The organism is Ancylobacter sp. G4_0304, from assembly GCF_047501495.1.
Taxonomy (GTDB): Bacteria; Pseudomonadota; Alphaproteobacteria; order Rhizobiales; family Xanthobacteraceae; genus Ancylobacter.
On record NZ_JAZDRM010000038.1, the window covers coordinates 20,962 to 38,539 of the forward strand.

15 protein-coding genes and 1 pseudogene are annotated in these 17,578 nt (G+C 67.3%); 14 read left to right on the forward strand and 2 right to left on the reverse strand.

Annotation, left to right across the window (positions count from 1 at the left end; all coding sequences use genetic code 11):
- Positions 1-80: 80 nt before the first annotated feature.
- The 5 genes from VRZ77_RS18345 to VRZ77_RS18365 are packed head-to-tail and all read left to right on the forward strand — an operon-like array spanning position 81 to position 5,833.
- The gene (locus VRZ77_RS18345; RefSeq protein ID WP_414594028.1) at positions 81-1,139 is read left to right on the forward strand and encodes a sugar phosphate isomerase/epimerase family protein; all 1,059 of its coding nucleotides are present in this window, start codon (positions 81-83) and stop codon (positions 1,137-1,139) included.
- Positions 1,136-2,296, forward strand: a complete 1,161-nt coding sequence (locus VRZ77_RS18350) for a Gfo/Idh/MocA family protein (RefSeq protein ID WP_414594029.1) — start codon at positions 1,136-1,138, stop codon at positions 2,294-2,296. Before VRZ77_RS18345 ends, VRZ77_RS18350 begins: the two co-directional genes overlap by 4 nt.
- Complete coding sequence (locus tag VRZ77_RS18355) at positions 2,293-3,840, forward strand: sugar ABC transporter ATP-binding protein (RefSeq protein ID WP_414594030.1); 1,548 nt, start codon at positions 2,293-2,295, stop codon at positions 3,838-3,840. Before VRZ77_RS18350 ends, VRZ77_RS18355 begins: the two co-directional genes overlap by 4 nt.
- Entirely contained in the window at positions 3,833-4,840 is a 1,008-nt protein-coding gene (locus tag VRZ77_RS18360) for an ABC transporter permease (protein ID WP_414594031.1), read from the forward strand. Before VRZ77_RS18355 ends, VRZ77_RS18360 begins: the two co-directional genes overlap by 8 nt.
- Positions 4,841-4,867: 27 nt before the next feature.
- Complete coding sequence (locus VRZ77_RS18365; protein ID WP_414594032.1) at positions 4,868-5,833, forward strand: ABC transporter substrate-binding protein; 966 nt, start codon at positions 4,868-4,870, stop codon at positions 5,831-5,833.
- A 79-nt stretch (positions 5,834-5,912) separates the two neighbouring features.
- Here VRZ77_RS18365 and VRZ77_RS18370 read toward each other — a convergent pair whose 3' ends face one another.
- On the reverse strand, positions 5,913-7,271 hold the full coding sequence (locus tag VRZ77_RS18370) for a dicarboxylate/amino acid:cation symporter (RefSeq protein WP_414594033.1): 1,359 nt from the start codon (positions 7,269-7,271) through the stop codon (positions 5,913-5,915).
- Between the two features lie 269 nt (positions 7,272-7,540).
- Between VRZ77_RS18370 and VRZ77_RS18375 the strand changes: the two genes are divergently transcribed.
- The 9 genes from VRZ77_RS18375 to cyoD all read left to right on the forward strand — a co-directional run bounded on the left by VRZ77_RS18375 (position 7,541) and on the right by cyoD (position 17,455).
- Positions 7,541-9,379: a sensor histidine kinase gene (locus VRZ77_RS18375; protein ID WP_414594034.1), complete on the forward strand. Its 1,839-nt coding sequence runs from the start codon at positions 7,541-7,543 to the stop codon at positions 9,377-9,379.
- On the forward strand, positions 9,379-10,710 hold the full coding sequence (locus tag VRZ77_RS18380) for a sigma-54-dependent transcriptional regulator (protein WP_414594035.1): 1,332 nt from the start codon (positions 9,379-9,381) through the stop codon (positions 10,708-10,710). The genes VRZ77_RS18375 and VRZ77_RS18380 overlap by 1 nt, the downstream gene beginning before the upstream one ends.
- 92 nt (positions 10,711-10,802) lie before the next feature.
- Positions 10,803-11,084, forward strand: a complete 282-nt coding sequence (locus VRZ77_RS18385; protein WP_414594036.1) for a metal-sensing transcriptional repressor — start codon at positions 10,803-10,805, stop codon at positions 11,082-11,084.
- Positions 11,085-11,111: 27 nt separating this feature from the next.
- A complete protein-coding gene (locus VRZ77_RS18390; protein WP_414594037.1) occupies positions 11,112-12,239 on the forward strand; it encodes an S-(hydroxymethyl)glutathione dehydrogenase/class III alcohol dehydrogenase in 1,128 nt (375 codons plus the stop codon).
- Between the two features lie 14 nt (positions 12,240-12,253).
- Positions 12,254-13,090 (forward strand): S-formylglutathione hydrolase, encoded by an 837-nt coding sequence (gene fghA, locus VRZ77_RS18395; protein WP_414594038.1) that lies wholly within the window; start codon positions 12,254-12,256, stop codon positions 13,088-13,090.
- Between the two features lie 327 nt (positions 13,091-13,417).
- Positions 13,418-14,359 (forward strand): COX aromatic rich motif-containing protein, encoded by a 942-nt coding sequence (locus VRZ77_RS18400; RefSeq protein ID WP_414594039.1) that lies wholly within the window; start codon positions 13,418-13,420, stop codon positions 14,357-14,359.
- A complete protein-coding gene (locus VRZ77_RS18405) occupies positions 14,356-16,485 on the forward strand; it encodes a cbb3-type cytochrome c oxidase subunit I (RefSeq protein WP_414594040.1) in 2,130 nt (709 codons plus the stop codon). The genes VRZ77_RS18400 and VRZ77_RS18405 overlap by 4 nt, the downstream gene beginning before the upstream one ends.
- Positions 16,482-17,114 carry a cytochrome c oxidase subunit 3 gene (locus tag VRZ77_RS18410; RefSeq protein ID WP_414594041.1) on the forward strand — a complete coding sequence of 211 codons (633 nt, stop codon included), beginning with the start codon at positions 16,482-16,484 and terminating at the stop codon, positions 17,112-17,114. Before VRZ77_RS18405 ends, VRZ77_RS18410 begins: the two co-directional genes overlap by 4 nt.
- The gene (gene cyoD, locus VRZ77_RS18415; RefSeq protein WP_414594042.1) at positions 17,111-17,455 is read left to right on the forward strand and encodes a cytochrome o ubiquinol oxidase subunit IV; all 345 of its coding nucleotides are present in this window, start codon (positions 17,111-17,113) and stop codon (positions 17,453-17,455) included. The genes VRZ77_RS18410 and cyoD overlap by 4 nt, the downstream gene beginning before the upstream one ends.
- A gap of 9 nt (positions 17,456-17,464) precedes the next feature.
- Here cyoD and VRZ77_RS18420 read toward each other — a convergent pair.
- Positions 17,465-17,578, reverse strand: a pseudogene (locus tag VRZ77_RS18420) (IS5/IS1182 family transposase); the annotation flags it as partial.

Here is a 17,578-nt window from a genome sequence, read left to right on the forward strand (position 1 = left end):
CATAACTGCATTACGCTCAATGCAACCGATTACAAACAAAAGAACGGTTGGCCGGCTCAACGTCGGTCGGGAGGAAGACGATGCGGACCTTGAAGGGACCGGGCCTGTTTCTGGCCCAGTTCATCGGCGCCGACGCGCCATTCGACAGCTGGACATCGATCACGCGCTGGGCCGCCGATTGCGGCTATGAGGGCGTGCAGGTTCCCACCAACGATGCGCGCATTCTCGACCTCGAACGCGCCGCCGCCTCGAAGGGCTGGTGCGAGGAGTGGGCGGGGCAGGGCGCGGCCAACGGCGTGGCGGTAACCGAGCTTTCCACGCATCTGCAGGGCCAGCTTGTGGCGGTCCATCCCGCCTATGACGCGATGTTCGACGCCTTCGCGCCGTCAAGCGTCCACGGCAACCCCGCCGCCCGGCAGGAATGGGCGGTCGATCAGATGAAGAAGGCGCTCACCGCCTCCAAGCATCTCGGCCTCAACGCCATGGTCAGCTTTTCCGGCGCGCTGGCCTGGCCCTATGTCTATCCTTGGCCGCAGCGCCCGGCGGGCCTGATCGAAGAGGCGTTCGACGAGCTGGCGCGGCGCTGGCGCCCGCTGCTCGACCATGCCGATGACTGCGGCGTTGACCTCTGCTTCGAGATCCATCCCGGCGAGGACCTGCACGACGGCGATACGTTCGAGATGTTCCTGGAGCGGGTTGGCAATCATCCGCGCGCGAAGATGCTCTACGACCCTTCGCATTTCGTGCTGCAGCAGCTCGATTATCTCGACCATCTCGACATTTATGCCGAGCGCATCGGCATGTTCCACGTCAAGGATGCCGAGTTCAATCCCACCGGGCGCAAGGGCGTCTATGGCGGCTACCAGCCGTGGCTGAAGCGGGCAGGGCGGTTCCGCAGCCCGGGCGACGGGCAGGTCGATTTCGGCGCGATCTTCTCCAAGCTGGCGGCGATGGACTTTCCCGGCTGGGCTGTCGTCGAATGGGAATGCTGCCTCAAGCATCCCGAGGACGGCGCGCGCGAGGGCGCGGCCTTCGTGAAGAGCCACATCATCCGCGTCACCGAGCGCGCCTTCGACGATTTCGCCGCCGCCGGCACCGACCGCGCCGCCAATCGTCGCCTGCTGGGGCTGGAGCCATGATCGCCGGTTCAGTGGCCACGGCACCCGCGCCGATCCGCCTCGGCATGGTGGGCGGCGGCGCGGGGGCCTTCATCGGTGCCGTGCACCGCATCGCCGCGCGGCTGGATGGTGAGTTCCAGCTGGTGGCCGGCGCGCTGTCGTCGACGCCGGAACGCGCGCAGGCGTCGGCTGCCGAGCTGGGGCTGGCGCGGTCCTATGACGACTTCACCGCCATGGCGAAAGCCGAGGCGCGGCGCAAGGATGGCATTGAGGCCGTGGCCATCGTCACGCCAAACCACATGCATGCCGGCCCCGCCATCGAGTTCCTCAAGCGCGGCATCCACGTGATCTGCGACAAGCCGCTGACCGCCACCACGGCGGAGGCGAAGAAGCTGGCGGCCGCCGCGAAGGCTTCAAACGCGCTGTTCGTGCTCACCCACAACTACACCGGCTATCCGATGGTGCGGCAGGCCCGCGCCATGGTGGCGGCGGGCGAGCTCGGCCGCATCCGGCTGGTGCAGGTGGAATATGTGCAGGACTGGCTGACCCAGGCGGCGGAAACCACCGGCTCCAAGCAGGCGGAATGGCGCACCGATCCCGAACGCTCCGGCGCGGGCGGCGCGACCGGCGATATCGGCACCCACGCCTATAATCTCGCCTGCTTCGTCTCCGGGCTCACCCCGGAAAAGCTCGCGGCGGACCTGTCGAGCTTCGTGCCCGGCCGGCGGCTCGACGACAACGCCCATGTGCTGCTGCGCTTCGAGGGCGGCGCCAAGGGCATGTTGTGGGCGAGCCAGGTGGCGCCAGGCAACGAGAACGGCCTGCGCCTGCGGGTCTTCGGCGAAAAAGGCGGGCTCGACTGGGCGCAGGAGGACCCGAACCGGCTGTGGTTCACGCCCTATGGCGAGCCGAAGCGGCTGATCACCCGCAACGGCGCCGGCAGCGGACCGGAGGCGGCGCGGGTCTCGCGCATTCCGCCCGGCCATCCCGAGGGCTATCTGGAAGCCTTCGCCAACATCTATGCCGAGGCGGCGCGGGCCATCCGGGCGCACCGGACGGGCACGCCGCCACCGGACGGCACGCTCTTTCCCACGCTCGCCGACGGGCTCGCCGGCATGCGCTTCATCGATGCCTGCGTGCAGTCCTCGAAGCGCAACGCGGCGTGGATCACGCTATGACGGCGCCGGTGCTGGAACTCGTCGGTGTGCGCAAGAGCTACGGGCCGATCGAGATCCTGCACGGCGTCGATTTCGCGCTGCGGGCGGGCGAGGTGCATGCGCTGATCGGCGAGAACGGCGCCGGCAAGTCGACGATCATGAAGATCATCGGCGGCTTCGTCGCGCCGAGCTCCGGCGAGGTCCGGCTGGATGGGCGTCCGGCCGCCTATCGCAGCGGCGCCGAGGCGGAAGCGGCGGGCGTGGTGGTCATCCACCAGGAATTCAACCTCGCCCCCGATCTCACCGTGGCCGAGAACATCTATCTCGGGCGCGAGCTGGGCGGGCTGTTCCTCGACCACAAGGCGATGCGGGCCGGCACGCAGGCGCTGCTCGACGAACTCGACAGCGCCATCCGCCCGGAAGCGCGCATTCGCGACCTGCCGGTGTCCGACCGCCAGATGGTCGAGATCGCCAAGGCCCTCTCGCGGAAGGCGCGGGTGCTGATCATGGACGAGCCCTCCGCCGTACTGACGCACCGCGAGGTCGAGGTGCTGTTCCGCCAGATCGAGCGGCTGCGGGAACAGGGCGTCGCGCTGCTCTACACCTCGCACCGGCTGGAGGAGGTGACGCATCTCGCCGACCGGATCACCGTGCTGCGCGACGGCGCCGTGGTGCGGCAGGCGCTGCGCGGGGAGCTCACCGAGGACGGCATGGCGACCGCCATGGTCGGCCGCGACCTTGAGGATATCTATCCCGCCAAGCGCCACCATGCCGGCGATATCGCGCTGGAGGTGCGCGGCTTTTCCGTGCCGCCGCTGGTGAAGGATATCTCCTTCACGCTCAAGCGCGGCGAGGTGCTCGGCATTTCCGGCCTCGTCGGCTCCGGGCGCACCGAACTCGCCGAAGGGCTGGTCGGGCTGCGGGCGTCGACCGGCGAGGTGCGCCGCAACGGCGTGCCGGTCCGCATCGCCTCGGTGGGCGAGGCGGCGGCGCAGGGCATGGCCTATCTCACCGAGGACCGCAAGGAACGCGGCCTGCTGCTCGACAAGACCCTGCGCGAGAACCTCACGCTCTCGACACTTGCGCGCTTCGGCGCGCCGTTCATTTCCGCCGCGCGCGAAGACGCCGCGCTGACCCGGGCCATCGCCGATTTCGACATCCGCGCCCCGCGCCGTGATCTTAGGGTCGGCAACCTGTCGGGCGGCAACCAGCAGAAGCTGCTGCTGGCCAAGACCATGCTGTCCGACCCCGAGGTGGTGATCATCGACGAGCCGACGCGCGGCATCGATGTCGGCACCAAGAGCCAGATCTACGCCTTCATCGACGCGCTGGCCGGTGAGGGCAAAAGCGTCATCGTCATTTCCTCCGACATGCCGGAAATCCTCGGCCTGTCCGACCGGGTGCTGGTGATGCGACAGGGCCGGATCGCCGGGGAGCTTTCCGGCGCGCAGATTTCGGAAACCGCCGTGGTGCGGCTGGTGATGGGGACCTCCGGTGACGACGGCGAGGCCGCACCGGGGAGCGCCGCCAAGATGAACACCGCCCAAGGGAGCGCCCATGTCTGACGCCGCCGTCCCGACCGCTGCCCCCGCCGCCGCCCGCCGCCTGCCGAGCCTGTCCGCGCTCGGCCCGCTGCTGGCGCTGATCCTGCTGGTGGCGCTCGGCGCCTTCCTCAACGACAATTTCCTCTCCGCCGGCAACGTCACCAATGTGCTCGCCCGCTCGGCCTTTATCGGCATGATCGCGGTGGGCATGACCTTCGTGATCACCTCGGGCGGGCTGGACCTTTCGGTCGGCTCGATGGCGGCGTTCATCGCCGGGGTGATGATCCTGGGCATGAACGCGCTGCTGCCGACCATGGGCGTCGGCGTGCCGCTGGTGCTGGCGGGCATGGCCATCGCGCTCGGCGTCGGGTTGCTGGCGGGGCTCGGCAACGGGCTGCTGGTGACCAAGGCGCGCATCGAGCCCTTCATCGTCACGCTCGGCACCATGGGCATCTTCCGCTCGCTGGTGACATGGCTCGCCGATGGCGGCACCATCAGCCTCGACTTCGGCGTGCGCCAGCTCTACCGGCCGGTGTATTATTCCGGGCTGTTCGGCATCGCCTGGCCGATCATCGTCTTCGCCCTCGTCGCCATCGCCGGGCAGATCGCGATGCGGCACACCCGGTTCGGGCGCTATTGCGAGGCCATCGGCTCCAACGACAAGGTGGCGCTGTACTCGGCGGTGAATGTCGAGCGCATCCGGCTGTTGACCTATGTGCTGCTCGGCCTGCTCGTGGGCCTTGCCACCATCATGTATGTGCCGCGCCTCGGCTCGGCCTCCGGCTCCACCGGCATGCTGTGGGAGCTGGAGGCCATCGCCGCCGTCATCATCGGCGGCACCGCGCTCAAGGGCGGCTATGGCCGGGTGTGGGGCACGGTGGTGGGCGTGCTCATCCTCAGCCTGATCGACAACATCCTTATCCTGGCGGACCTCGTCTCGCCCTATCTCAACGGGACGATCCAGGGCGTCATCATCGTGCTCGCGGTGGTTCTACAACGCAGCAAATCATCATCCGCCTGAGAGCGGAGACACTAGGGAGAAACGAGAATGGAACGCAGGGCCTTCCTCACCACCGCCGCCATCGGCGCCGCCACCGCCGCCGCCGGCGTCTCGCTTCCCGCCATGGCGCAGGGCAAGAAGGCGGTGATCGGCGTCTCGATCCCCTCCGCCACCCACGGCTTCATGGGCGGGCTCAACTGGCACGCGCAGGAGACCATCAAGCGGCTGAAGGCGACCTACCCGAACCTCGATTTCGTGCTCGCCACCGCCGGCGCGGTCGGCAAGCAGGTGAACGACATCGAGGACATGGTGGCGACCCGCAATATCGACGCGCTGGTGGTGCTGCCCTTCGAATCCGAGCCGCTGACCAGCCCGGTCAAGGCGGTGAAGGATGCCGGCAAATGGGTGACCGTGGTGGACCGCGGCCTGTCGCAGCCCGGCATCGAGGACCTGTATGTCTCCGGCGACAACACCGCCTTCGGCCGCGTCTCCGGCGAATATTTCAAGGCGAACCTCAAGCCCGGCGCCAAGATCGTGGTGCTGCGCGGCATTCCCACCACGCTCGACAATGAGCGCGTCGAGGCCTTCCAGGCGGCGATCGCCGGTTCGGGCATCGAGATCCTCGACATGCAGCACGGCAATTGGAACCGCGACAAGGCGTTCCAGGTGATGCAGGACTACCTGTCGAAGCACAAGCAGATCGACGCGGTGTGGGCCGCCGACGACGACATGGCGCTCGGCGTCATGGAGGCGATCGCCCAGGCCGGGCGGCAGAAGGAGATGTGGATCGTCGGTGGCGCGGGCATGAAGGAAATCATCAAGCGGGTGATGGACAAGGACCCGCAGGTGCCGGTCGACGTGTCCTATCCGCCGGCGCAGATTTCCACCGCGCTGGAGGTCACGGCGCTGCGCTTTGTCTCCGACACGCCGGTCTATGGCCGCTTCATCATCGGCTCGACGCTGGTCACGCCGGAGAACGCCGCGCAGTTCTACTTCCCCGACAGCCCGTTCTGACGGGCCGTCTTCCCCAAAACAACAGCCGGCTCCGCGCGGAGCCGGCTGTCTGATGCGACCGGGGTCGGCCGACGCGTGCTTACTCGGCCGCGGCCGGCACCGCCGTGCCGTGCGGGACGAAGTCTTCCTCGTCCGCGGGCAGTTCCATCGGCCGGCCCGCCAGGGCCGCGTCGAGACGGTCGCGGTCGAGCTCGCCTTCCCAGCGCGCCACCACGACGGTCGCGGTCGCGTTGCCGATGAAGTTGGTCAGCGCGCGGCATTCCGACATGAAACGGTCAATGCCGAGGATGAGCGCCATGCCCGCGACCGGTACCGCCGGGATCACCGAGAGCGTCGCCGCCAGCGTGATGAAGCCGGCGCCGGTGATGCCCGCCGCGCCCTTGGACGAGAGCATGGCGACCAGCAGCAGCACGATCTGGTCCTGGAGGCTGAGTTCGATGCCGGTGGCCTGCGCGATGAACAGCGCCGCCAGCGTCATGTAGATATTGGTGCCGTCGAGATTGAACGAATAGCCGGTCGGGATCACGAGACCGACCACCGACTTGCGGCAGCCTGCCTGTTCCATCTTCTCCATCAGGCTGGGCAGCGCGGCCTCCGAAGACGAGGTGCCGAGCACGAGCAGCAGCTCTTCCTTGAGGTAGCGGATCAGCGCGAGGATCGAGAAGCCGTTATAGCGCGCCACCGCGCCCAGCACGACGAACACGAAAAGCGCGCTGGTGATGTAGAAGGTGCCGACCAGCATGGCGAGATTGGCGATCGAGCCGATGCCGTATTTGCCGATGGTGAACGCCATCGCGCCGAAGGCGCCGATCGGGGCCGCCTTCATCAGGATTTCGACCAGGCGGAAGAAGATCTGCGAGGCCGAGTTCAGCACATGCATGAAGGGATCGGCGCGATGGCCGACGCCGGCCATGGCGATGCCGAACAGCACCGCGAAGAACAGCACCTGCAGAATGTCGCCAGAGGCGAAGGCGTTCACCGGGGTGGTCGGGATGATGTTGGTGAGGAAGCCGACCAGCGACTGCTCATGCGCCTTGGCGGCATAGTCGGCCACGGCCTTGGCGTCGAGCGAGGCGGGATCGATGTTCAGCCCGGCGCCCGGACGCACGACATTGGCCACGATCATGCCGATGATCAGCGCCAGCGTCGAGAAGGTGAGGAAATACAGCATCGCCTTGCCGGCGACGCGGCCAACCTTGCCGAGATCGCGCATATTGGCGATGCCGGTGGCGACGGTGAGGAAGATCACCGGGGCGATGATCATCTTCACCAGCTTGATGAAGGCGTCGCCGAGCGGCTTCAGGTCGGCGCCGAGGCTCGGGTAGAAATGACCGAGCGCGATGCCCGCCGCGATGGCGAACAGCACCTGGAAATAAAGCTGCCGATAGAATTTACGCGGCGCGGCTTTCACCGGGGCCGGGGCGATGGCGTAGGCCATGGGCGTCCTCCTAGGGGATCCGTCGTCGCCTCATTGGGTGGGCGGCGTTGGGAGCCGGGGTCGATGGATCGGGAACGGCGTCTGAGCGCCGCATGCCGAACCCTTGCGCAAAGGACATGCCAGATACGCGCCTGTCGCGTGCGAATCGTAACGCACTGTTTTTGAAGGAATATTTTTGCCGGGGAAAATCCAGACTCGACACGGCGTGCGAAATATCACACAAAGCGTCTCGCGATCTGTGCGGAAATTCGCACGGCAGGAGCCTCGTCGTGCGATTAGTGACACGCTTCGCCATTCTCCGGCCTGCCAGACGGTGGCGCCGCCTTGCCGGGCGCGCCGTCCCGCTGCTCGCGGCGGTGCTGTTCCTCGTCGCGCTCGACCAGATGGCCCGCTACGGCGCGGAGCGCTGGGTGATGGTGCAGCTGCGCAGCGAAGCGCAGGCCGCCGCCGAGTTGCGCGCCGCGATGCTGCGCAGCGAGATCGAGAAGCAGCGTTCCCTGCCGGTGGTGCTGGCGCAGGACCCGGACGTGCGCGCGGCCCTGCTCCAGCGCGACCCGGCCCTGCTGCGCGGGCTCGATCCGAAGTTCGAGCGGCTGGCGGCCGGCACGCGCGCGAGCGTGATCTATCTGCTCGACGCCAAGGGCATCACGCTGGCGGCCAGCAATTATCGGGAGCCGACGTCCTTCGTCGGCAGCGACTATTCGTTTCGTCCCTATTTCCAGCTCGCCATGGCGGAGGGCGAGGCCGAGCACTTCGCCTTCGGCACGGTCAGCCGCGCGCCCGGTCTTTACCTGACAAGACGGATCGAAGGGCCGAACGGCCCGATCGGCGTGATCGTCGTGAAGGCGGTGTTCACCGAGGTCGAGGCGGAATGGCGCCGGCTCTCCGGGCCGATCTTCGTCACCGACCAGCGCGACATCGTGCTGGTGACCAGCGTTCCCGGCTGGCAGTTCCGCGCCACCGCGCTGATTCCGGAAAATGAGCGCGCCACCCTCCGCGCCAGCCTGCAATTTGGCGATGCCTCGCTCGATCCGCTGCCGATCGTCGTCGAGGGTGACGACCGGGTGCGCGTGAAGATGCCGGGCAGCGGCGCGGAGCGGGTGTTCGTCGAGGCCGCCGCCCCCGTGCCGAGCGTCAGCTGGACGCTGCATGTGCTGGAGCCGATGGCGGCCACCGCCAATGTCGCCATCGCGGCGGCGCGGGTGCTGGCGGTGCTTGGCGGCGTGTTCCTGCTCGCCGTGCTCGCCCTCGCCTGGCTGCGCCGCCGCCGGGCGTTGCAGAAGCGCCGGCGCGAGGAGCGGGCCCGGCGCGAGCTGGAGCGGCGGGTGGAGGACCGCACGCTTGAACTCAGCGCGGCCAATGAGCGCCTGCGCGAGGAGATGGACCAGCGCCAGCATGCCCAGTCGGCGCTGCAGGGATTGCAGGACGAGCTGGTGCAGGCCAGCAAGCTCGCCGTGCTCGGCCAGATCGCGGCCAGCGTCGCCCATGAGGTCAACCAGCCGGTGGCGGCGATCCGCACCTTCGCCGAGAGCAGCGGGATGCTGCTGGCGCGCGGCGACGCGGCGGCCGCCGGCGGCAATCTCGCGACCATTGTCGGGCTGACCGAGAGGATCGGCGCCATCACCGGCGAACTGCGCGCCTTCGCCCGCAAGACGCCCGGCCATGTCGGGCCGGTCTCGCTGCGTTCGGCGGTCGACGGCGCGATGCTGCTGGTCGGCTACCGGCTGCGCGAGCAGGATGTCTCGCTGGAGCTGGACATGGGAGCGGGCGACATCCTCGTATCGGCCGAGCGGGTGCGGCTGGAACAGGTGCTGGTCAATCTTCTGCAGAACGCGCTGGAGGCGCTGGCCGGCCGGCCCGGCGGGCGGATCCGCATCGAGGCGCGCGCCGATGGCGACAAGGTGGTCATCACCCTGGCCGATAACGGGCCCGGGCTGCCGGCCGCCGTGCTGGACGCGCTGTTCATGCCGTTCACCACCACCAAGCCGGCCGGGCTCGGCCTCGGGCTGGTGATCTCGCACGACATCGTCGCCGAGTTCGGCGGCTCGCTTGCCGCCATCAATCGCGATGGCGCGGTGTTCACCCTCATCCTGCCGCGGGTGCCCTGATGGATGTCGCCTTCATCGACGATGACGAGACCCTGCGCGCCGCCAATAGCCAGGCGCTGATGCTGGCGGGCTATGAAGTGGTGCCCTACCCATCCGCTGCCGCCGCGCTCGCCGGGATCGACGCGTCCTTTCCCGGCGTCGTGGTCAGCGATGTGCGCATGCCGGGCATGGATGGGCTGGAGCTGTTCCGGCGGCTCTCGCGCATGGATGCCGATCTGCCGGTCATCCTCATCACCGGCCATGGCGACATCACCATGGCGGTGGAGGCGATGCGCGACGGCGCCTATGACTTCATCCCCAAGCCCTATGCACTCGACCAGCTGCTCGGCGCGGTGCGACACGCGCTGGAGAAGCGCCGCCTCGTTCTGGATAATCGCGCGCTGCGGCAGGCGGCGGAGGCGGCGAGCGTGGACATGCCGCTGCTCGGCGCCACGCCGGCGATGGAGCGGCTGCGCCAGACGGTGCGCCAGATCGCCGATGCCGATGTCGACGTGCTGGTGGAGGGCGAGACCGGCACCGGCAAGGAGGTGGTGGCGCACGCGCTGCACCGCTGGAGCCGGCGCGCCGCCAGCCCGCTGGTCACCGTAAACTGCGGCGCGCTGCCGGAAACCGTGATCGAGAGCGAATTGTTCGGCCATGAGCCCGGCTCCTTCACCGGCGCGATGAAGAAGCGGATCGGCCGCATCGAGCACGCCCATGGCGGCACGCTGTTTCTCGACGAGATCGAGGCGATGTCGCCGGCGTTGCAGGTGAAGCTGCTCAGGGTGCTGGAGGCCCGCGAGGTCACCCCGCTCGGCACCAATGAGGTGCGCAAGGTCGACATACGGGTGGTGGCGGCCTCCAAGATCGACCTTCAGGAGCTGGTCCGGCGCGGCGGCTTCCGCGAGGACTTGTATTACCGCCTGCACGTCGCGACGGTGCGCATTCCGCCGCTGCGCGAGCGCAGGGCCGACATTCCGCTGCTGTTCGGGCATTTCCTCGGCCAGGCCGCCAAGCGCTTCCGCCGCCCGGCGCCGATGCTCACGGCCGGCGTGCGCGATCATCTGGCGCGGCATGACTGGCCCGGCAATGTGCGCGAGCTGGTGCATTACGTGGAGCGTGTCGCGCTCGGCCTGGCCGAGGACAGCCCAGCGCCCGCGCCCGCGACCGGCGGGGAGACGGCGGCCAGCCTGCCCGAGCGGATGGAAGCCTATGAAGCCGCCCAGATCCGCGAGGCGCTGGCCGCTACACGCGGCGACATTCAGGCGACGCTCAAGTTGCTCGGCATCCCGCGCAAGACGCTCTACGACAAGCTGCGCCGGCACGATATCGACCAGGCAGCCTATCGCTAGGCGCGCGATATCGAGCCGCCGCCGCTTGCCCGGATACCCCCGGCAGTATATGAAAATACCCCGACGAGTATCCTTGGGCCCGATCGGCAGCCATGCCCCATTCGCCGGACGACAAGAAGCGCGCCCTGACGCGCCTGCGCCGCATCAAGGGGCAGGCGGAGGCGCTGGAGCGCGCGATCGAGGCCGGTGCCGAATGCACCATGCTGCTCCAGCAGATCGCGGCCTTGCGCGGCGCCGCGGGCGGGCTGATGGCCGAGGTGCTCGACAGCCATCTGCGCGAGACCTTCGGTCCGGAGGGAGATTCGGCGCCCCGCGCCGCGCTCCCGAGCGAACTCGACGACATCCGCGCGATCCTGCGCACCTATCTGAAATAACCGTTCGAGCCTTAGAGGGAAAAATCCATGAAATCGCGCGCCGCCGTTGCCTGGGAAGCCAAGAAGCCGCTGACCATCGAGACCATCGAGATCGGCGGGCCGAAGCCCGGCGAGGTGCTGGTCGAGATCATGGCGACCGGCGTGTGCCATACCGACGCCTATACGCTGGACGGCCTCGATTCCGAGGGCAAGTTCCCGGCGATCCTCGGCCATGAGGGCGCGGGCATCGTGCGCGAGGTCGGCGCCGGCGTGACCTCGCTCAAGGTCGGCGATCACGTCATCCCGCTCTACACGCCGGAATGCCGGCAGTGTAAAACCTGCCTGTCGCAGCGCTCGAACCTGTGCACCTCGATCCGCGCCACGCAGGGCCAGGGCCTGATGCCGGATCGCACCACGCGCTTCTCCTGTGAGCGCGTCGGCGGGCAGGGCGGCGAGATCTTCCACTATATGGGCTGCTCGACCTTCTCGAACTTCACCGTGCTGCCGGAGATCGCGCTCGCCAAGGTGCGCGAGGACGCGCCCTTCGACAAGATCTGCTACATCGGCTGCGGCGTCACCACCGGCATCGGCGCGGTGGTGTACACCGCCAAGGTCTGGCCGGGTGCCAATGTCGTGGTGTTCGGTCTCGGCGGCATCGGTCTCAACGTGATCCAGGGCGCCCGCATGGTCGGCGCCGACAAGATCATCGGCGTCGACATCAACCCCGCCAAGGTCGAGATGGCGAGGAAGTTCGGCATGACCGACTTCATCAACCCCAAGGACGTGGGCAACGACAAGGTGGTGCAGGCGATCCAGGACCTGACGGATGGCGGCGCCGACTTCACCTTCGACTGCACCGGCAATGTCAATGTGATGCGCCAGGCTCTGGAAGCCTGCCATCGCGGCTGGGGCACCTCGATCGTCATCGGCGTGGCGCCGGCGGGCGCGGAGATTTCCACCCGCCCGTTCCAGCTCGTCACCGGCCGCAACTGGCGCGGTTCGGCCTTTGGCGGCGCGCGCGGGCGCACCGACGTGCCGAAGATCGTCGACTGGTACATGGAGGGCAAGATCAACATCGACGACCTGATCACCCACACCATGCCGCTCGACGAGATCAACACCGCCTTCGACCTGATGCATGAAGGCAAGTCGATCCGTTCCGTGGTGATCTACTGATGGAGACGACGGCGATGGAAACGGTCTCGACGGCGAAGTCGCATGGCGGCGTGCAGGGGGTCTACCGGCACGAATCGAAGGTCACCGGCTCGACCATGACCTTCGCCGTCTTCGTGCCGCCTCAGGCGGCGAGCGGCCCCGTGCCGGTGCTGTGGTATCTGTCCGGCCTCACCTGCACCCATGCCAATGTGATGGAGAAGGGCGAGTATCGCGCCGCCGCCGCGCAGCACGGCGTCATCATCGTCGCGCCCGACACCAGCCCACGCGGCGAGCATGTGCCGGACGAGAAGGATAACTGGCAGTTCGGCTCCGGCGCCGGCTTCTATGTCGACGCCACGCAGGAGCCCTATGCCGCGCATTACCGGATGTATTCCTACATCGTCGAAGAGCTCACCGCGCTGGTCGCCACGGAATTTCCCGCGGATATGAGCCGGCAGGGCATCTTCGGCCATTCCATGGGCGGTCACGGTGCGCTCACCATCGCGCTGAAGCACCCTGATCGCTTCGCCAGCTGCTCGGCCTTCGCGCCGATCACCCAGCCGAGCACGGCCGACTGGTCGCGCCCGGCGCTGGAGAAATATCTCGGCAATGACGCGCTGGCGTGGCGCTCCTACGACGCCGTGGCGCTGATCGAGGACGGCCGGCGCTTCCCGGAATTCCTCGTCGACCAGGGCACGGCGGACCCGTTCCTCGACACCGGCCTGCGCCCGCAGCTGCTGAAAGAAGCCTGCGCAGCGGCCGGCATCCCCCTCACGCTCAATCTGCGCGAGGGCTACGACCATTCCTATTTCTTCATCTCCAGCTTCATGGCCGACCACGTCGCCTGGCACGCGAAGCGGCTTCGGGCATAGGGGCTTCACGCCGAAGGCGGGCGCATTGGCTGGCGCGGGGGCGCCGCCTGTGCGCTTGCTCGCGTGAGCAGCCGATCCCTTCCCAAATGGGAGATGGACCTTGCGGCCGAATTCCGCATGCTCGGCACCGGGCATGCCGGAGCGGGGTGGGGCGTCGCTGTTCCGGCAGGTTGGCTCAGCGCCTGAAAATTTCAGTGCGAATTTGAAGGCGGCGGCGGGATAGTGGCGACTTTACGGTTATTATCGGTCGAAAGCTCCTGAAGAGACCTCCGGTGTTTCTCCGAAGGCTATTGCCGCTTTGCCGATCAACTTGGGGTGGGGGAAGTTGTGAAGTCGAAGCTTGTTCTGGGCGTTCTCGGCGCCGGGATTCCCGGTGTCGCCTGCGCCCGCGGGTTCCTCGATCCGGCCGGCCCGATCGCCTCGGCGCAGCTGACGCATTTCGGCGTGATCAGCGCCCTGATGATGCTGGTCGTCGTGCCGATGTTCATCGCGCTGCCGCTCGTGCTGCTGCGCTACCGCCGCGCCGGCAAGGGCACCTATCGGCCGGACTGGGAATTCAACTGGGGACTGGAAACGCTGATCTGGGGCATCCCGGTCGCGCTCATCGTCATCCTCGGCTCGGCGCTGTGGAAGCACACGCTGGAGAACGACCCCTACAAGCCGCTCGGCCCCGACCCGTTGGTGGTCGAGGTGGTCGCGCTCGATTGGAAGTTCCTTTTCCTCTATCCCGAGCAGGGGATCGCGACGCTCGACCTGCTCGCCTTGCCCGAAGGCCGGCCGGTGACGCTGAAGCTGACCAGCGGCACGGTGATGCAGTCCTTCATCGTGCCCCGCCTCGGCGGGCAGATCTATGCCATGGCGGGCATGCAGACCCAGCTCAACCTGCTGGCCGACCAGACCGGCGAGTTCACCGGGCGCAACACCCAGTATAACGGACTGGGCTTTGCCCAGCAGTCGTTCACCACCCGTGTGGTGAGCCCGCAGGATTTCGACAACTGGGTGGCCAGCACCAAGGCGCAGGGCAAGGGAATCGACTTCGCCGGGTATCAGGCGCTGCTCGAACCCTCCGTCGTTGCCGAGCCGGTGCTCTATGGCAGCGTGTCCCCCGGCCTGTTCGATCAGGTGATCGCCAGCTTCGCGCCGGACATGGTGGCCGGGCAGGGGCATGCCCACATGCCCGCCCCGCCGGCGGCGACCGCCCCCGCCGCTCTGCCCGCCGCAGGCGCGTCCCCGACGACCCATCATCACACGCCGGAGGCCGTACAATGAATTGGGAGCTGATATTCGGCCAGCTTCAATGGACCTCCTTCGTGTTCGCCGGCGCGATCAAGGATCCCTCGCTGAGCGAGTTCATCGCCTCCGGCGCCGGCTCGATCGCGGTGCTCGGCGCGGTGTTCATCGTGGTCCTGCTCACCGTGAAGGGATGGTGGGTGCCACTGTGGCGGGACTGGCTGACCAGCGTCGACCACAAGAAGGTCGGCATCATGTACATCGTGGTCGCGCTGGTGATGTTCGCCCGCGCGGTCATCGAGGCGGCGCTGATGCGCGCGCAGCAGCTGGTCGCTTATGACAGCGCCGGATTCCTTTCCGCGGACCATTTCGGGCAGCTGTTCAGCACCCACGGCACCATCATGATCTTCTTCGTGGCGATGCCGTTCATCACCGGGCTGATGAACTACATCATGCCGCTGCAGATCGGCGCGCGCGATGTGTCCTTCCCGCTGCTCAACGCGATCTCGCTGATGCTGACGGTGGCCGGTGCGATCCTGATCATGGTCTCGCTGGTGGTCGGCCAGTTCTCCACCGGCGGCTGGACCGCCTACCCGCCCTTCACCGGCATCGAATTCAGTCCGGGCGAGGGGGTGGACTACTGGATCTGGGCGGTGTCGCTCGGCTCGATCGGCTCGACCCTGACCGGCCTCAACTTCGCGGTGACCATCTACAAGAAGCGCTGCCCCGGCATGACGCTGTTCCGCATGCCGCTGTTCTGCTGGACGACGCTGTGCACCTCGATCCTGATGATCTTCGCCATGGCGCCGCTCACCGCAGCGACCGTGATGCTCGCGCTCGACCGCTATGCCGGCTTCCATTTCTTCACGAATGGCGACGGCGGCAACATGATGAACTACGCCAACCTGTTCTGGCTGTTCGGTCATCCCGAGGTCTACATTCTGATCCTGCCGGCCTTCGGCGTGTGGTCGGAAGTGGCGGCCACCTTCTCGGCCAAGCGGATTTACGGCTACACCTCGCTGGTCTACGCGACCATGTGCATCGCCGTGCTGTCCTTCGCGGTGTGGCTGCACCACTTTTTCACCATGGGCCAGAGCGCGAATGTCAACGCGATCTTCGGCATTGCGACGATGGTGATCGGCGTGCCGACCGGCGTGAAGGTCTATGACTGGCTGCTGACCATGGTCGGCGGGCGCATCCGCTTTTCGACGCCGATGCTGTTCCTGATCAACTTCCTGCTGGTGTTCATCCTCGGTGGCCTCACCGGCGTGCTGCTCGCCAATCCGGGGGTCGACTTCCAGGTCCACAACACGCTGTTCCTGGTGGCGCATTTCCACAACATGATCATCCCCGGCGTGCTGTTCGGCATGTTCGCGGCGACGCAGTTCTGGTTCCCGAAGGCGTTCGGCTTCCGGCTGCATGAGGGGCTGGGCAAGGCGTCGTTCTGGTGCTTCGCGCCGGGCTTTCTGCTGGCGTTCTTCCCGCTCTACTGGCTGGGCATGATGGGGGCGACCCGGCGCACCTATATGTGGTCGAACCCCGAATATCTGCCGTGGCTGGCGCTTGCCATGGTCGGCGCCGGGCTCATCCTCGCCGGCTTCGCCTTCCTGGCGATCCAGATCGTGGTGTCGGTGCGCCGCCGCGACCAACTGGCCTGCCCGATCGGCGATCCGTGGGACGGGCGCGCGCTGGAATGGTCGATCCCCGCGCCGGCGCCGGAATGGAACTTCGCGGTGCTGCCGGTCGTCACCTCGCGCGATGCCTTCTACGAGGCCAAGATGAGCGGGCAGGCCTATCGCTCGCCGGCGGCCTATGAGGACATCGAGGTTCCGCGCAACACCGCGACGGCCCCGCTGATCGGCCTGTTCGCCTGCGCCTGGGCGTTTGGTCTGGTGTGGCACATCTGGTGGCTGGTCGTGATCTCCTTCGTGCTGATCTGGGCGGTGGTCATCGTCCGCTCTTTCGACATGGACACGGTGGAAATCGTCCCGGCCGAGACGGTGAAGGCGCAGAACGAGGCCTTCCTCGCCGCGGCGCGGGCGGCGCCGGGCACGCCGCGCGAGCGGGAAATGACGTCGGACAACCGGGGCAAGGCGCTTCCCGAGGGCCGCGAGGCGCGCGCCGGCGTGGTCCCGGCCCTTGGAACGGCGGAGGTGCTGTCATGAGCGTGACCGAACGCCTGCATCCGGGAGTCAATCTCGGCGCCACCGATCCCGCAAGCCATGAGGCGGCCGAGGAGGTCGTGTTCGGCTTCTGGATCTTCCTGATGAGCGATCTGGTGCTGTTCGCGGTGCTGTTCGCGACCTATGCCGCGATGAGCGTACAGGGCATCGCCAGCGGGCCGGGGCCGGTCGAGGTGTTCGACCTCACCGCCGCTTTCGTTGAGACGCTGCTGCTGCTGCTCTCCAGCTTCGCCTTCGGCTTCGCGATGCTGGCGATGAAGTACCGCGAGAACACGCGCAGCGTGCTGGCCTGGCTGCTGGTGACCGGCTTCCTCGGCGCGGCTTTCGTCGGCATGGAGTTGCACGATTACTACGTGATGGCGACCCAGCACGGCGCCACCCCGCAGACCAGCGGCTTCCTCTCGGCCTATTACCTGCTCACCGGCACGCACGCGCTCCACGTCTCGTCGGGGCTGTTGTGGATGGTGATCCTGGCGGTTCAGATCGTGGTGTTCGGCCTGAACACGCCGGTGAAGCTCCGGCTGATGCGGCTCGCGCTGTTCTGGCACATGCTTGATGTGGTCTGGATCGGCATCTTCACCTTCGTCTATCTGTTCGGGGTCGTCTCATGAGCGACGAAATTCCCGCCGGCATGCCGGCCAGCGAATATGGCGGCGAGTTCCGCGAGCGCTTCAGCTACATCGTGGGGCTGGTTCTCGCGCTCGTGCTGACCGGGGCGGCGTTCGCGCTGGTGTGGATGCGGTGGCTGACCGGGGGCTCGGCGCTGGCCGTTCTCGGCCTGCTGGCCTTCCTCCAGGTGATCGTGCATCTGCGCTGCTTCCTGCACATCGACCTCGCCCGGTCGCACCGCGACGACCTGAAGCTGATCCTGTTCACGGCGCTCATCCTCCTGGTGATGGTGGCCGGGACCATCTGGATTCTCTATGACCAGCACGCCCGCATGATGCCCTAGGCAGCGGACTCATAACGCATTGATCCAGATGCGGACGGCAGCGAGCTTGAGGGCTGCGAGGAAGTTGTCTGGGCGCCGGTCGTAGCGGCTGGCGAGGCCGCGCATCTGCTTGATCCTGTTGAA

Excerpts from the sequence above, each read along its gene's own strand:
- VRZ77_RS18365 (WP_414594032.1), top strand. The coding sequence starts at position 4,868 with ATGGAACGCAGGGCCTTCCTCACCACCGCCGCCATCGGCGCCGCCACC.
- cyoD (WP_414594042.1), top strand. The coding sequence starts at position 17,111 with ATGAGCGACGAAATTCCCGCCGGCATGCCGGCCAGCGAATATGGCGGC.
- fghA (WP_414594038.1), top strand. The coding sequence starts at position 12,254 with ATGGAAACGGTCTCGACGGCGAAGTCGCATGGCGGCGTGCAGGGGGTC.
- VRZ77_RS18360 (WP_414594031.1), top strand. The coding sequence starts at position 3,833 with ATGTCTGACGCCGCCGTCCCGACCGCTGCCCCCGCCGCCGCCCGCCGC.
- VRZ77_RS18390 (WP_414594037.1), top strand. The coding sequence starts at position 11,112 with ATGAAATCGCGCGCCGCCGTTGCCTGGGAAGCCAAGAAGCCGCTGACC.
- VRZ77_RS18380 (WP_414594035.1), top strand. The coding sequence starts at position 9,379 with ATGGATGTCGCCTTCATCGACGATGACGAGACCCTGCGCGCCGCCAAT.
- VRZ77_RS18405 (WP_414594040.1), top strand. The coding sequence starts at position 14,356 with ATGAATTGGGAGCTGATATTCGGCCAGCTTCAATGGACCTCCTTCGTG.
- VRZ77_RS18355 (WP_414594030.1), top strand. The coding sequence starts at position 2,293 with ATGACGGCGCCGGTGCTGGAACTCGTCGGTGTGCGCAAGAGCTACGGG.
- VRZ77_RS18370 (WP_414594033.1), bottom strand. The coding sequence starts at position 7,271 with ATGGCCTACGCCATCGCCCCGGCCCCGGTGAAAGCCGCGCCGCGTAAA.
- VRZ77_RS18410 (WP_414594041.1), top strand. The coding sequence starts at position 16,482 with ATGAGCGTGACCGAACGCCTGCATCCGGGAGTCAATCTCGGCGCCACC.
- VRZ77_RS18385 (WP_414594036.1), top strand. The coding sequence starts at position 10,803 with ATGCCCCATTCGCCGGACGACAAGAAGCGCGCCCTGACGCGCCTGCGC.
- VRZ77_RS18345 (WP_414594028.1), top strand. The coding sequence starts at position 81 with ATGCGGACCTTGAAGGGACCGGGCCTGTTTCTGGCCCAGTTCATCGGC.
- VRZ77_RS18350 (WP_414594029.1), top strand. The coding sequence starts at position 1,136 with ATGATCGCCGGTTCAGTGGCCACGGCACCCGCGCCGATCCGCCTCGGC.